The sequence below is a fragment of the Enterococcus sp. 3C7_DIV0644 genome (assembly GCF_002141235.1).
Taxonomy (GTDB): domain Bacteria; phylum Bacillota; class Bacilli; order Lactobacillales; family Enterococcaceae; genus Enterococcus_D; species Enterococcus_D entomosocium.
The window spans coordinates 1913744-1928827 of sequence record NZ_NGLK01000001.1; the positions used below are offsets into that span (position 1 = coordinate 1913744).

At 44.7% G+C, this 15084-nt stretch carries 16 protein-coding genes and 1 other annotated feature (1 of these 17 running past the window's edge); of the genes, 15 read left to right on the forward strand and 1 reads right to left on the reverse strand.

The genetic code is table 11. The annotated features are described in order from the left end of the window. Positions 1-4, forward strand: a binding site (T-box leader); it begins 195 nt to the left of the window's first position. A 65-nt stretch (positions 5-69) separates the two neighbouring features. The 8 genes from epsC (at position 70) to A5877_RS09070 (ending at position 5256) form a co-directional block, all read left to right on the forward strand. Further along, positions 70-606 carry a serine O-acetyltransferase EpsC gene (gene epsC, locus A5877_RS09035; protein ID WP_061054472.1) on the forward strand — a complete coding sequence of 179 codons (537 nt, stop codon included), beginning with the start codon at positions 70-72 and terminating at the stop codon, positions 604-606. Further along, positions 599-2011 carry a cysteine--tRNA ligase gene (cysS, locus tag A5877_RS09040; protein WP_016619443.1) on the forward strand — a complete coding sequence of 471 codons (1413 nt, stop codon included), beginning with the start codon at positions 599-601 and terminating at the stop codon, positions 2009-2011. The genes epsC and cysS overlap by 8 nt, the downstream gene beginning before the upstream one ends. Beyond that, positions 2008-2430: a Mini-ribonuclease 3 gene (locus A5877_RS09045; protein ID WP_005232904.1), complete on the forward strand. Its 423-nt coding sequence runs from the start codon at positions 2008-2010 to the stop codon at positions 2428-2430. The genes cysS and A5877_RS09045 overlap by 4 nt, the downstream gene beginning before the upstream one ends. Then, positions 2396-3235 (forward strand): 23S rRNA (guanosine(2251)-2'-O)-methyltransferase RlmB, encoded by an 840-nt coding sequence (gene rlmB / locus A5877_RS09050; protein WP_005232903.1) that lies wholly within the window; start codon positions 2396-2398, stop codon positions 3233-3235. The genes A5877_RS09045 and rlmB overlap by 35 nt, the downstream gene beginning before the upstream one ends. Next, positions 3232-3750, forward strand: coding sequence for an NYN domain-containing protein (locus A5877_RS09055; RefSeq protein WP_005232902.1), 519 nt, complete (start codon positions 3232-3234; stop codon positions 3748-3750). The genes rlmB and A5877_RS09055 overlap by 4 nt, the downstream gene beginning before the upstream one ends. A 95-nt stretch (positions 3751-3845) precedes the next feature. Then, positions 3846-4409, forward strand: coding sequence for a sigma-70 family RNA polymerase sigma factor (locus A5877_RS09060; RefSeq protein ID WP_005232901.1), 564 nt, complete (start codon positions 3846-3848; stop codon positions 4407-4409). A gap of 87 nt (positions 4410-4496) precedes the next feature. Continuing rightward, positions 4497-4742 carry a Veg family protein gene (locus A5877_RS09065; RefSeq protein WP_005226417.1) on the forward strand — a complete coding sequence of 82 codons (246 nt, stop codon included), beginning with the start codon at positions 4497-4499 and terminating at the stop codon, positions 4740-4742. A gap of 61 nt (positions 4743-4803) precedes the next feature. Then, positions 4804-5256 (forward strand): GNAT family N-acetyltransferase, encoded by a 453-nt coding sequence (locus A5877_RS09070; RefSeq protein WP_086298923.1) that lies wholly within the window; start codon positions 4804-4806, stop codon positions 5254-5256. 96 nt (positions 5257-5352) lie between these two features. Here A5877_RS09070 and mscL read toward each other — a convergent pair whose 3' ends face one another. Then, positions 5353-5799 (reverse strand): large conductance mechanosensitive channel protein MscL, encoded by a 447-nt coding sequence (gene mscL, locus A5877_RS09075; RefSeq protein ID WP_005232898.1) that lies wholly within the window; start codon positions 5797-5799, stop codon positions 5353-5355. A gap of 161 nt (positions 5800-5960) precedes the next feature. On the opposite strand from mscL, the gene A5877_RS09080 reads away from it, so the two are divergent. The 7 genes from A5877_RS09080 to rny all read left to right on the forward strand — a co-directional run bounded on the left by A5877_RS09080 (position 5961) and on the right by rny (position 14930). Next, positions 5961-7229, forward strand: a complete 1269-nt coding sequence (locus A5877_RS09080; RefSeq protein WP_005232897.1) for a pitrilysin family protein — start codon at positions 5961-5963, stop codon at positions 7227-7229. Then, positions 7222-8520, forward strand: a complete 1299-nt coding sequence (locus A5877_RS09085; RefSeq protein ID WP_005232896.1) for a pitrilysin family protein — start codon at positions 7222-7224, stop codon at positions 8518-8520. Before A5877_RS09080 ends, A5877_RS09085 begins: the two co-directional genes overlap by 8 nt. 464 nt (positions 8521-8984) lie before the next feature. After that, positions 8985-9887 (forward strand): helix-turn-helix domain-containing protein, encoded by a 903-nt coding sequence (locus A5877_RS09090; protein ID WP_005232895.1) that lies wholly within the window; start codon positions 8985-8987, stop codon positions 9885-9887. 132 nt (positions 9888-10019) lie between these two features. Continuing rightward, the gene (gene pgsA / locus A5877_RS09095; protein ID WP_042890631.1) at positions 10020-10601 is read left to right on the forward strand and encodes a CDP-diacylglycerol--glycerol-3-phosphate 3-phosphatidyltransferase; all 582 of its coding nucleotides are present in this window, start codon (positions 10020-10022) and stop codon (positions 10599-10601) included. 127 nt (positions 10602-10728) lie between these two features. Further along, complete coding sequence (locus A5877_RS09100; RefSeq protein ID WP_005232893.1) at positions 10729-11967, forward strand: competence/damage-inducible protein A; 1239 nt, start codon at positions 10729-10731, stop codon at positions 11965-11967. A 102-nt stretch (positions 11968-12069) separates the two neighbouring features. Next, on the forward strand, positions 12070-13113 hold the full coding sequence (gene recA, locus A5877_RS09105) for a recombinase RecA (protein ID WP_008376737.1): 1044 nt from the start codon (positions 12070-12072) through the stop codon (positions 13111-13113). A gap of 242 nt (positions 13114-13355) precedes the next feature. Further along, on the forward strand, positions 13356-14930 hold the full coding sequence (rny, locus tag A5877_RS09110) for a ribonuclease Y (protein WP_005232891.1): 1575 nt from the start codon (positions 13356-13358) through the stop codon (positions 14928-14930). Positions 14931-15084: the final 154 nt, after the last annotated feature.

Consider the following 15084-nt stretch of genomic DNA (forward strand, 5'->3'; position numbering starts at 1 on the left):
TTGAATAAGGAAACTTATTTGAAAGACGCTTTTTTCGTATCAAGAAGTTTGGATAAAGCAGGTGAGAAGATGACTTGGTTCAAAAAAGCAATTGCGGCAACAAAAAAACACGATCCGTCGGTGCGATCAACGTTGGAGATCATCATCACGTATCCGGGATTCCATGCCTTATTTTGGCATCGTTGGGCGCACTTTTTGTTTCAGCATCGCTGGTATTTTTTGGCAAAACTGACGGCCCAGTTTTGGCGTTTCTTGACCGGGATCGAGATTCATCCTGGTGCCCAGATCGGTCAAGGGGTCTTTATCGATCATGGGATGGGGGTCGTGATTGGGGAAACGGCGATCATTGAAGATGATGTCGTCTTGTTTCACGGAGTCACCCTGGGGGGAACCGGCAAAGAGCGGGGCAAGCGTCATCCCACGGTTAAAACCGGTGCGTTTCTCTCAGCCCATGCGCAGATCTTAGGTCCTGTCACGATCGGTGAGCGTGCAAAGATCGGCGCCAATGCAGTGGTTTTGAAGGATATCCCCGCAGAAGCAACTGCTGTCGGCATCCCGGCAAAGATCGTTCGAATCAAAGGAAAGAAGGTTACCCACGATGATTAAAATCTATAATACGCTGACACGAGAAAAAGAAGTGTTTCAGCCATTGGAAGAAAAGAAAGTAAAAATGTATGTTTGCGGACCCACCGTCTATAACTATATCCATATCGGGAATGGCCGCAGTACTGTTTCATTTGATACCGTACGTCGTTATTTCGAATACCGCGGCTATACAGTGGACTATTTGATGAATTTTACCGATGTCGATGATAAAATCATTCGTGCAGCAAAAGAATTAGGTACGACGGCCCCAGAAGTGGCAGAGCGTTTTATCAACGCCTTCAATGAAGATACTGCAGCGCTGAATGTCAAACCTGCTACGATGAATCCTCGTGTGATGGATCATATTGAAGACATCATTGCCTTTATTGCTGCTCTTGTAGAAAAAGGCTATGCCTATCCAGTCAATGGCGATGTTTATTACCGTACCCGTAAATTTGCTCACTATGGGCAATTAAGCGACCAATCCATCGACGAGCTGGAAGTCGGCGCAAGCCAGCGAACCGGTGAAGAACAAAAAATCAAGGAAGATCCGTTGGATTTTGCTTTGTGGAAAGCGGCAAAAGGCGATGAGATCGCTTGGGAATCTCCTTGGGGAGCCGGCCGTCCCGGCTGGCATATCGAATGCTCGGTGATGGCGACCAAACACCTAGGCGAGACCATCGATATTCATGGAGGCGGACAAGACTTGACCTTCCCTCATCATGAAAATGAGATCGCCCAAAGCGAGGCAAAAACCGGCAAGACCTTTGCCAACTATTGGATGCATAATGGCTATGTGACGATCGGTGAAGACGAAGAAAAAATGAGTAAGTCGCTGGGCAACTTCGTCACGGTGCATGAGATGGTCAAAAAAGTTGATCCACAGGTGCTGCGTTTCTTTTTGGCAACGACTCAGTACCGCCGACCAATCAAATACAGCGAGACTACCTTGCATGAAGCACAAACCAATCTGCAAAAATTGCGTACGACCTATGAAAATGCCAAATTCCGCTTGAATAGCAGTCACTATCAAGCCAGCGATGAGGAAGTCAATGCACCGGTTCTGGAAGAATTTGAAGAACGTTTCATCAAAGAAATGGACGATGATTTCAACGCGGCTAATGGGATCACAGTGGTCTATGAATTGGCGAAGTGGCTGAACTTAGCTAGCGAAGACCCAGAAACAGACTTGGCTTTATTAACCGCTGGATTAGCCAAGTTCAGCGAATGGCTGACGATTTTCGGGATTTATTTTGTATCAGAAGAATTGCTAGATGAAGAAATCGAACAGCTGATCAATGAACGAATCGCCGCCCGCAAAGCCAAAGATTTTGCCCGCAGCGACCAAATCCGTGATGAGTTGAAAGAACAAGGGATCATCTTAGAAGATACCCCGCAAGGAACCCGATGGAGACGAGAAATATGAGAGATTATAAACAATTGAATGGTTTGGCATTGGCCTATGTGGGGGATGCGGTCTATGAAGTCTATATTCGCGATTATTTAGTCGCCCAAGGCCAAACCCGACCAAACCAACTGCACCATATGGCGACCCACTATGTATCTGCCAAGGCCCAAGCAGCGTTGATCCAAAAGATGTTGGATGAAGAGATCTTGACCGAAGAAGAACATGATTTTTATCGCCGCGGCCGTAATAGTAAAAGTCATACGGGTGCCAAAAATGCCGATGTCACGACGTATCGCATCGCTACTGGCTTTGAATCGCTGATCGGGTATTTGCACCTCACGCAGCAAAAAGAACGCTTAGACGAGCTGGTAGACTGGTGTATAAAGAAAGTAGGAGAAGAAGATGCGAGAAAAACCGCAAAGAAAGCGTCCAAATAAAAAAACAGCTGGCCAATCAGAAGCTAGAAAAGAAAATAGACCGGATCGCCGCAAAGAAGCCGAGGGAGAAGCCATCGAAGATAATTTTGTCTTTGGCTATCATGCGGTTGCTGAAGCCTTGAAAGAAGGGCGAGGCAACAAGCTGTTTCTTTCTGAAGAGGCAAGGGGAGAAAAGATCGATCGTCTGAAAGAAATGGCACGGGAACAGGCAGTTCCTGTCAAATGGGTGCCAAAACAAAAGCTGGATACGATGAGTGACCAAGGGGTCCATCAAGGCATGATCTTGGCGATCACCCCTTACCAGTATTTGACCTTGGATGAATTGTTGGCCCAAACGAAAGAACAGCCGCTGTATCTGATTTTAGATAATCTAGAAGATCCCCATAATTTCGGCTCCATCATGCGAACCGCTGATGCCAGCGGCGTAGACGGGATCATCATTCCGAAACACCGTGCGGTGGGGATCACGCCGATCGTGGTGAAAACATCGACCGGCGCAGTGGAACATATCCCTGTGGCTCGAGTGACCAACTTGACCCAAGCAGTCCAGCAGCTGAAAAAAGCTGGTTTTTGGATCTTCGGTACTGATATGAGCGGCAGTGATTACCGTACATGGAATGCCCAAGGGGCGGTCGGTTTGATCATCGGTAACGAAGGTCGCGGCATGGGGGAAGGTTTGAAAAAAGAAGTGGATCAAATGCTGACGATCCCAATGACCGGGCACGTGCAGAGCTTGAACGCCAGTGTGGCGGCAGGCTTGTTGATGTATCAGGCCTTTACTAGCCGAAATGGGGCATCCCAATGAAAACCCCTTTGCTGATCGTGGATGGCTACAATATGATTGGCGCTTGGCCGGAGCTGGTTCTTTTGAAAAATCAGGACCGTTTAGAAGATGCGAGAGAAGCTTTGCTGAACCGGCTATCGAATTATGCAAAATATGAAGGCTTGAGAATCATCGTTGTTTTTGATGCCCAACTGGTGCCTGGTGTGACACAAAGTTACACCAAATATCAGCTGGAAGTTATTTTTACCGAAGAAGGAGAGACCGCCGACAGCTACATTGAACGAATCGCTGGTGAGTTAAACAATCGATTGACGCAAGTCACCGTCGCTACCAGCGATTTAGCCGAACAGTGGGTGATCTTCTCTCAAGGTGCCTTACGAACTTCGGCACGGGAATTGTACAAAAGCGTGGAAAAAACGGAAAAAGACATCCACGAGCATCAAACCGATTTGCGGTTTGAAAATTTCCGGCGCAATTCCCCTTGGTCACCGGAACAATTAGCTGAACTTGAAAAGAAATTGCGCGACCTTAGTTAGGGACAAAGTTGGTCTGGTAAATTAGAAGATGTCCCAGCCATTTATGATACGCTCCTTTTGTAGCAAATGAAGCAAAAACAAAAGGAGTGATATCGATGCGCAGGGAAGAAGGACAAGTATCACACCCTTCTGATAGATTTGAAGAGTTGTTCAGAAAATATCGACCGATCGTTGAGATTTTGCATAAAAAATATTATCTGCGGGATTATGACTTAGATGATTGGCTGCAAGAAGGCCGGATCGTTTTTAATAAGTGTCTAAAGACTTACGATCAGGACAAAGGAACGACGCTGGGTATCTTGTTTAAGCGATCCTTTGAAAACCGTATCTGCAGCTTGTTGCGGGCGCAGCATGCCCAAAAACGCAAAGCCCAAGTCGATGCCTGCTCGCTGGAAGAAAAGCTTTCACAAGAAGGCAATCGGTTTTTGACCGATCATAATCGCTGTGCGGAAACTGCAGAGACCTATTTGTTTGTTAATGAATCGTTGGTAGAGTATCCGAAAAGTTTATCGTCTTTAGAAAGAATGGTTATAATGAATTATTTAAAAGGATTAGAACTTGATCAGATTGCGGCTCAAGAAAAGCTGTCTTACGAAAAAATAAAAAGCGCTTTCAGCCGCGGTAGGACAAAATTGATAGCGCTTATCAAAGACGTTTAACAAAAATCTTATTGAAAGTAGAATTATTTTATGGTAAACTTGAAATTTTCTGCATTTCGTGGTATAATGATGCTCGAGGTGAATGCGATGCCAACAACTTTAGCTACAATCAAGAAAGATTTAGAAGGCCGTATCGGTAGTGAGATTATGCTAGTTGCTCAGACTGGACGTAAGCGTCAAACTGAACGTCGCGGCGTTTTGACAGAAACTTATCCTTCAGTTTTTGTTGTAGATTTGGATCCAAACGAGAATTCATTCGAGCGGGTTTCTTATAGTTATTCAGATATTTTAACCAGAACTGTTGAGATTGAATTTTTATCGGAAGCTGTTTGAAACAAAAAGAGTTGACACTTTGTTGACTCTTTTTTGGTTCAACAAGATAAGGAGTGATGGGATGGCGTTTTTTCTAAAAGAGTTAGGGGAAATGACTGGGGTGGAGTTTTATCAACTTGCCCGTTTGCGCACAGCAGTTTTTGTGGTGGAACAAGCGTGTGCGTATCAGGAGATCGATGTGATCGATGCACAGGCCAAACATTTATGGGCCCTTGATGAGGACGGGCAGGTCGTTTCATACGCCCGTATTTTCCAGCAGGAACAAACGGTGCATTTTGGTCGGGTCATTGTGGCACCGGCATACCGGGGGCAAAAAGAAGGCCATCGTCTGATCAAAGAAGTTTTGCATCGCATTGAGCAGTGTTATCCGGCTTTGCCTATTGAGATCGAAGCACAAGCCCACTTAGAAAAATTCTACGGCCAGTATGGCTTTAAAACCATTACACCGCCTTTTTATGAAGACGGGATCCTGCATGTCGGGATGAAAAAAGAAGCAAGCACAGCGACTCTCTAGAGAGGTTCGCCGTGCTTGCTTCTTTTAGCGCTATGATTGATGGATCGGATGAATCCGAATTGCTTCTTTTGTCCTTAATGACAAAGAGCCGGTTTCTTATCTGATCGTATCGTCCAATGATGTTGGACGTGGATCAACGGTGTTGGCAGTAGGCGTTTGCGCTTTTAAAAGATCACGAATCTCTTCTAAATAATCCTCTGCAGTGATTTCTGGTACTTCGTCTTCCTCAGGTTGTTGTTTCAGATTGCGTAATTTGTTCACTGCTTTGACAATCAAGAACAAGACAAATGCGGTAATCAAGAACGTAATAATGGCAGTGATGACGCGGCCAAAATCAAAGACTACATTTTTGGCGGGTTCAAAGACCAAGCCAGAAAAGGCATCGGCGTTACCGAAGAGTGATAAGATCCATGAAACCAATGGTGTCAGCAATCCTTCAACTAAACTAGTGACGATTGCGGTGAAGGCACTCCCGATCACGACCCCGATCGCCAAGTCAATGACGTTTCCTCGTAAAATAAATTCTTTAAATTCTTTAATCATCCTGTATCCTCCCTTCTAAATCTTACTGACAGTATAGCGAAAAATGCAAGATTTATAAAAAAAAACGCTCGCTGCAGCAGGTTTGATCAATGAGCCAAGGAGAAAGTTTGTCAGCTATGCTATAATTGAAGAGATAATTTTGCTTCTAGAAGGGGTGTCACATGTCTATTGAATTAAAAAAAGGTGTTCGGTTAACGGTGCTGCCGACCAAAAAGTATAAAACGATCCGTTTTTTCGTTCGGTTCACTGCACCATTGCAGGCCGAAATGACCGCCAAACGGACTTTATTGACTAGTTTATTAGAAACGACTAGTTTGGCTTATCCGACGCAGACCGCATTTAGCAGTCAACTGGCGGAGCTTTACGGTGCCAGCTTTGGAATGAATGTCAACAAACGGGGCAATCTGCATCAAATCAATGCAGCGATGTCCTTTGTCAACGGGAAGTATGTGTCAGATGAAGCAGTCTTGCCGCAAGCAGCCGCTTTTTTAGCAGAAGTTTTGTTCCATCCGAATGCCCACGAGGAGCAATTTGAGGAAAAGAACTTTACCATCGAAAAGCACAACTTGATCGCCTATATGAACAGCGTGGCAGAAGATAAGCAAGCATTGGCTTCTTTAGGGCTGCAAGAGTTGTATTTCGAAAACGATCAGAATCAGAAGTATCCGAGCTTTGGCCGTCCCCAAGACTTAGAAGCTGTGACCGCAAAAGAGCTTTACCAAACCTATCGCTCAATGATGGACAATGACCAAATCGATCTTTTTGTGATCGGCGATGTGGTTGAAGCAGAAGTCGCGGAGATTTTCCAGAACATGGCCTTTACCGATCGGCCAGACCAAGCAATACCGGTCTTTTATCAGCAAGCGGCGGAAAATATCATTCGCGAGAAAATCTTGCGGGAACCAATCATTCAAGCCAAATTGAACTTAGGCTATCATACTGGCGTGTATTATGACCAAGCCGAGCGGATCGCCTTTATGGTCTTCAACGGGTTGTTTGGCGGATTCCCTCATTCAAAACTGTTTATGAATGTCCGAGAGAAAGAAAGTTTGGCTTATTATGCTTCCAGCAGTATCGATACGTTTCGCGGGTACTTGTCGGTCCAAACAGGAATCGACGGCAAAAACCGCGACAAGGTCTTCAAATTGATCGAACAACAGCTGCAAAGCTTGCAGCGTGGCGAAGTCACAGCGGAAGAACTGGCACAAACAAAAGCGATGTTGAAAAACCAGTACTTGCTTTCGTTGGATAACCCACAAGCACTGATCGAAACAGCCTATCTGAATCAGTGGGTACCGAATACGAAAATGACGGAAGATGAATTTATGCAGAAATTGGCTCAAGTGACCGTAGCAGATGTCCAAGCATTGGCCAAAAACGTGTCCTTGCAAGCTGTATTCTTCCTGGATAAGGAGACGACCCATGAATAAAAAAGTCTATCAGCAAATCAATGAGACCCTTTATGAAGAAGTATTGCCAAACGGCTTGAAAGTTTATTTGCTGCCAAAAGCCGATTTCCATAAAACTTACGGACTTTTCAGTACGAACTATGGCTCTGTCGACAATCATTTCGGGTTTTCACCCGAAGCATTGCATCAAGTTCCAGATGGCATTGCCCATTTTCTAGAGCACAAACTGTTTGAAAAAGAAGACGGCGATGTCTTTCAAACCTTTGGTCAGCAGGGGGCTTCTGCCAATGCCTTTACCAGTTTCACGAAAACCAGCTACCTTTTTTCGGCAACCGATCAAATCAAGCTGAACCTTGAAACGTTGATCGATTTCGTTCAAGCCCCGTATTTCACAGAAGAAACCGTCGAAAAAGAAAAAGGGATCATTGGCCAAGAAATCCAAATGTATGATGACGATCCGAACTGGCAGCAGTTTTTTGGCATCATCAAAAATTTGTATCCGAAGCACCCCCTGCATATCGATATCGCTGGTACGGTGGAAAGCATTGCGCAGATCACCGCAGAAGACTTGTATCTTTGCTACAATACCTTCTATCACCCAAGCAACATGACACTTTTTGTGGTAGGCAACATCGATCCGGAAGAAACGATGGCGTGGATTCGGACCAATCAAGCGGCCAAGACCTTTCCAGAAACGCAAGCGATCATTCGCCAGTTTCCTGAAGAAACCTTTGCCGATATTCAAGCAGAATCAAGCCTTACCATGCCAGTGACACGTGCTAAAGGCGTGTTAGGGATCAAAGGGGACTTGAACAAACTGCCGGAATCAGGAAGAGAGCTCTTACGCTTCAAAAATGCGTTGAACCTTTTCTGCCAATTGGTTTTAGGCAATACTTCCGCCAATTATTTGCGTCTGTATGATCAAGGCATCATCGATGACACGTTTGGATTTGAAGTGAACTTGGATCGCGGCTTTTACTTTGCCGATTTCTCGGGGGATTCTGAAGAGCCAAAAGAAATGTTGGCAGAGATCGAAGCGATCTTAATGAATTTCCAGCACGACCCAGAGATTAATGAAGAAAACTTGACGTTATTGAAGAAGAAAATGCTAGGGAAATATTTCCAATCACTGAACTCATTGGAGTTTATTGCAAACCAGTTTACCCAAAGCTTATTCGGTGAAACGACGCTCTTTGATCTACCGGAGGTGATCCAATCGATCACTTTGGAAGATGTTCAGCAAGCGGCTCGTTCCTTTATCGATCCTAAAGCGTTTAGCCGTTTTTACATGTATCCAACGGAAAAAGCCTAAGCGAAGGCTGGTTTTGTCAAACAGCTGTCATTTAAGCGACACTGAATGATTCAAGGAGGAAGGCCCAACAGCTCAAGGGCTGCCCAACTCCTAGATCATTCAGTGTTTTCTTTTTGCGTCAAAGGGTGGTTTTTTCTTGCATTTTGATGCCAATTTGGCGAAAAGTATTAAAATTTGTTTGCGAGTTGTGGTTAGGCTATCCTCAGACTTTTTCTTTTATGGTATTCTTTAATTATTGAAGCAAAATCTTTTTTTGTTTTTTTGCAAAAAATCACGGAAAAAATGTTATATTTAGTAGACGGCGCGCCCAGATGGAAATCGGCGTGACGGAGTTTTTTTTATTGACTGATACAGGGAACCCCTGTTTTAAAATGATAGAGCAGCTTTGCTGACCTTACGACAAGCAGCGCAGCGATTTTAGGGCTTTTTTTAAAGATGAATAAAAGACTGGAGTAGATGATCGAGTGGCCAACGAAACAACGATTGGAGCAAAATTACGGCAAGCCCGTTTAGATAAGAACATTTCATTGATTGAATTACAACAAATGACAAAGATCCAAAAACGCTATTTAGAAGCAATTGAAGCGGAGCGTTTTGATCAATTGCCAGGCACTTTTTATGTCCGCGCGTTTATTCGCCAATATGCAGCAGCGGTTGGAGAAGACGGCGACAAATTGGTGGCCGTTTTTGATGGCAAAGATACGTTAGACGCCCCCTTACCAAAAAGACCGCAGCCTGAAACCGTCAGCGGCTCACGAAAAGCACAGCACGTAGAAGAAAAAAGCGGCTCATTTGTCGTCCGCTATTTGCCGATGATTCTATTAGGCCTGGTTGCCATTACGATCGTGAGTATCGTGGGCTACATGGCTTGGCAAGACCGTAATACAACACCGATGATCCAAGGGAGTTCTTCTCTCGTGGTAGAAAATTCGGCGTCTACAGCTTCCACCACGACAAGTACGGAAGAAACCAGTACTTCGAGTGAAGCGACGGAGTCCTCAAGTACGACGGAATCCAGCGAAGCGAAAATGACGATGACGGCTAGCGATTCCACGCAATCCTCGATCACGATCACGATGAAAGATGCGGAAAACCCTATTGAATTGGCATTTACTGGGCTAGATGCTTCTTGTTGGGTCGGTGTACAAGTTGACAATGCTTATGTGTACCAATACACTCTACAAGCAGGGGAAACGCAATCAATGACGCTGCCAGAAGGCGCCACGAATGCGACTTTGACCCTGGGAGCAAGCCAAAATATCTCCATCAAGGCCAATGGACAGGAAGTGGACTTTTCTGATCCGCAATTTGAATTGTTACAAAAGACGGTCCGTCTCGTGATTGAATACCAAGACGATGCGGCATAAATCTGACAAATGCGCCTTATTGAGGTATCATTAGCTAAAAAGTTATCTGTTGCACCCGACTGGTGAAAAGCAGAAGTAGTGGCATGATTTGCCGTTATTTCGTACAATAGTCGGCAGAGAGGAGTCTATTTCGTGAATTTACCCAATCAATTAACTGTATTACGAATCATTATGATCCCCATCTTTATTTTGGTCTTGGTTTTGCCGATCGATCTTGGCACGATGACCGTTGGTACGACACAATTAGAAAACACGCACCTTATTGCAGCGATCCTTTTTGCGGCAGCCAGCATTACGGACTGGCTAGATGGCAAGATCGCTCGTTCCAGAGGCCTTGTTACCAACTTCGGGAAGTTTGCTGACCCGTTAGCAGATAAAATGCTCGTCATGACGGCTTTTATCATGCTGGTCGAATTAAACAAAGCCCCAGGCTGGGTAGTTTCGATCATCGTTTGCCGTGAGTTGGCAGTGACAGGTTTACGCTTGTTGTTAGTGGAACAAAGCGGCGAAGTCATGGCTGCTGCGTGGCCGGGGAAAATCAAAACCGCGACACAAATGGTTGCGATCATTTTCTTGTTCTTGAACAACATTCCCTTTTCAATGATCGGTTTACCTGTCGATCAAATCATGTTGTATCTATGCTTGATCTTCACGATCTATTCCGGGGTCGATTATTTCATAAAAAATACGAATGTTTTTAAAGATTCTATGTAAAATTTCTAGATCTAGATAAAGAAGCGATAAAAACAAGGATGCAAGTCACGAAAGTTCAGAAGTTTTCTGGACTTTTTTTGTCAATATGAAAGACTTTTACGTATCTGATAAATGAAGGAGTAAAAGAATGAAAGCAGAAATTATTGCAGTCGGGACCGAATTACTTTTAGGACAGGTGGTGAATACGAACGCGACCTTCTTGTCAGAAGAACTGGCAAGTCTAGGGATCGATGTTTTTTATCATAGTGTTGTCGGGGACAACCCCAATCGCTTAGAGGAATTGCTGACGATCGCCGACAAACGCAGCGACTTGATCGTGCTGTGCGGCGGCTTAGGGCCCACCGACGATGACTTGACGAAACAAGTCACTGCGCGCCATGTGGGACAGGAATTAGTGCGAGATGAACCAGGTTATCACCAATTGAAAGCCTTCTTTGAAAATAGTCAACGGAGGATGACGGAAAACAATTTGCGGCAGACCTTAGTCTTCAAAGACGGTGTGTCTTTGCCAAATCCCAATGGACTAGCGATCGGGATTTTTTATCAGACAGCCGCTACCAGTTATTTGCTGCTGCCAGGACCGCCAAGTGAACTGCAGGCGATGTTTCTTACCCACGCAAAACCACTTCTGTTAGAGCAGTTTCCCCAAGAAGAAGTCTTGCTTTCTCGCGTTTTGCGCTATTACGGGATCGGAGAATCGGCGTTGGTCACAGAATTGGCCGATTTGATCGAGAACCAAGTCAATCCCACCATCGCCCCTTATGCCAAACCCAATGAGGTCACATTGCGTCTGACGGTCAAAACCGCAGATGAGGCGCAAGGAATCAAACAATTGGATGCATTAGAAGAAACCGTCCAAGCACGGGTCGGTGCGTATTTCTATGGATATGGGGAACAAAATTCGCTGGCAGAAACAGTCGTCGATCTACTAATCGAGAAAAAGAAAACCGTCACCGCAGCGGAAAGTTTGACCGCTGGTTTGTTTCAAGCGACCCTAGGAGGGATTCCTGGCGTCTCTGAGGTGTTTCCCGGTGGGTTCGTGACATATTCTGCTGGAACAAAAAGCAAGCTCTTAGGCATCGATTCAGCGCTTTTAGAAAGCTATGGGACTGTTAGTCAGGAGTGTGCGGAAGCAATGGCCGTCTATGCCCGCAAACAAGCAGAGACCGATTATGCGGTGGCCTTCACCGGTGTTGCTGGTCCAGACGAATTAGAAGGCCAGCCCAAAGGCACTGTTTGGATCGCCTTAGCTTCTGACAAAGGCGTCTCAAGCCAGCTGTATCACTTCAACCGCGACCGCGCCTATATTCGGCATAGTGCTGTCATGGCAGGCTTAAATCAAATACGTAAGGAATTATTAAATTAATGCGAATGTTTGTTCGTTTTTTCTTGCAATTTCCCTTCAGAAGGACTATTATTATCTTATGAACGACACACGAAAGTGATGAATATAAGGAGGATTATCCGTTTGGCAGATGATCGTAAAGCAGCCTTAGATGCTGCACTAAAGAAGATTGAAAAGAACTATGGTAAAGGTGCCATCATGAAGCTTGGCGAAAAAGTTGATCAACAAATTTCAACGATCCCAAGTGGTTCATTGGCCTTGGATGTTGCATTAGGTGTAGGTGGTTACCCACGAGGACGGATCGTAGAAGTTTACGGCCCAGAAAGTTCTGGTAAAACGACAGTTGCTTTACATGCCATTGCGGAAGTCCAAAAAAATGGCGGAACAGCAGCATTTATCGATGCCGAACATGCGTTAGATCCTCAGTATGCGCAAAAATTAGGTGTAAATATCGATGATCTTTTGTTATCACAACCAGATACAGGGGAACAAGGATTAGAGATCGCTGACGCCTTAGTTTCAAGTGGTGCGGTTGATATCGTAGTTATTGACTCGGTAGCAGCTTTAGTCCCACGGGCGGAGATCGATGGTGAAATGGGTGATACCCACGTTGGTTTGCAAGCTCGTTTGATGTCACAAGCATTACGGAAACTTTCTGGTTCCATCAACAAAACGAAAACGATCGCGATCTTTATCAACCAAATTCGCGAAAAAGTTGGGATCATGTTTGGGAATCCAGAAACGACACCTGGTGGACGTGCGTTGAAATTCTATTCAACCATCCGTTTGGAAGTACGTCGTGCTGAGCAATTGAAATCCGGTACAGATATCATCGGGAACCGCACGAAGATCAAAGTAGTCAAAAACAAAGTAGCGCCACCATTTAAAGTAGCGGAAGTCGACATGATGTATGGTCTAGGTATTTCACAAGAAGGGGAATTATTGGATATGGCCGTGGAACAAGACATCGTTGATAAAAGCGGTGCGTGGTATGCCTATAAAGGGGATCGCATCGGTCAAGGTCGTGAAAACGCCAAAAACTATATGCGTGAACACCAAGAAATGATGCTAGAAGTTTCTGCTCGCGTCCGCGATGCTTACGGGATTGGAACAGGAGAGACCGTAACCCTCGAGGAAGCGCAAGAAGAATTACCATTAGACGAATAAGTCTTGAAAAGCCAAACAACGAGGTTGTTTGGCTTTTTTGTGGCTTTTTGCTAGATTCATCTATTGTTGAAAAAACATCCGTAAAAAGGAAGGGTTGCGAAAGTTTACTTTATTATTTAAAGTTGACACTCTTGTGTTCAAACATTAGAATAAACGTATGTGGATTTCCACATAAGAAGTAGCGAATTGATAATTTTGTTATCCTTTGTTAATCAAAATTACAAAATATTTAAAAAGATAGTATGGAGGTGGATTCATTGGAACTACTTTACATTCTCCTCGCTATCATCGGTTTAATTGTCGGTCTTGGATTAGGAGTTTATGTGACGAAATCTCGTCATGAGAAAGAAATCAACGGCGCCCAAAATTCTGCAGCTGGAATTATCGAAAGCGCTAAGAAAGAAGCAGAAACTCTTAAAAAAGAAGCATTGTTAGAAGCTAAGGAAGAAAATCAGAAGTATCGGTCAGAGATTGAAAGTGAGTTGAAAGAAAGCAAACTTGATTTAAAATCACAAGAAAATCGTTTACTCCAAAGAGAACAAGTACTTGATCGTAAGGACGATTCTTTGGAAAAACGAGAACGCTCACTTGAAGATAAAGAAGGCAGACTTAGTGAGAAACAACAATTAATTGACGAGCGAGAAAAAGAAGTAGAAAACTTAATCGATGGACAACAGAAAGAATTAGAGCGCATCGCCGCGCTGTCTAGAGATGAAGCAAAAGAGTTGATCATGAAATCAACGGAAGAGGAATTGAACCATGAATTAACGATCATGGTCAAAGAATCTGAACAGCGTGCGAAGGAAGAAGCAGATCGAAAAGCAAAAAATCTCTTGTCCCTAGCAATCCAACGTTGTGCCGCAGACCAAGTGTCTGAAACCACGGTATCGGTCGTATCATTACCAAATGATGAGATGAAAGGTCGAATCATCGGAAGAGAAGGTCGGAACATTCGGACCCTTGAAACATTGACAGGGATCGATTTGATCATCGATGACACGCCAGAAGCAGTCGTCTTATCAGGATTTGATCCGATTCGCCGTGAAATTGCTCGTATGACCCTTGAAAAACTGATTCAAGACGGCCGGATCCATCCAGCTCGAATTGAAGAAATGGTCGAAAAATCTCGGAAAGAAATGGATGAGCATATTCGTGAATATGGGGAACAAGCAGCCTTTGAAGTCGGTGCTCACACCCTTCATCCAGACTTGATCAAGATTTTAGGTCGTTTGCGTTTCCGTACCAGCTACGGACAAAACGTCTTGAACCACTCGATCGAAGTCGCAAAACTAACCGGTGTTCTTGCCGCAGAATTAGGCGAAGATATTCAGTTAGCTAAACGTGCCGGACTCTTGCATGATATCGGGAAAGCCCTTGACCATGAAATCGAAGGCTCTCACGTTGAGATCGGGGCTGAGTTAGCTGCCAAATACAAAGAAAATGGTGTGGTGATCAATGCGATCGCTTCTCACCATGGAGATGTTGAAGCAACATCGGTTATCTCTGTTTTAGTTGCAGCCGCAGATGCCTTGTCAGCAGCCCGTCCAGGTGCCCGCAGCGAATCATTGGAAAATTATATTCGCCGCTTGCAAAACCTAGAAAATATCGCCAACGGCTTCAAAGGTGTCGATTCCAGTTTTGCCGTCCAAGCCGGACGTGAAGTCCGTGTAATGGTCAAACCAGAAGAGATTTCTGATTTGGATGCTGTACGATTGGTTCGCGACATCCGCAAGAAGATCGAAGACGATTTGGATTACCCAGGTCATATCAAAGTAACCGTTATTCGCGAGACCCGCGCAACGGATTACGCCAAATAGCAAGCAAAAGCAGTATCCTCTCAGAGGGTACTGCTTTTTTTGTGTGGCTGACTGTTAATAAGGACGACTGAGTTGTTCAAAATCAACTGTGCTTTTCATCAGTCCCATAAATGATTGAGCCTTTTTTGTTCGTCGGCAGCCAAACGCCGGGAAA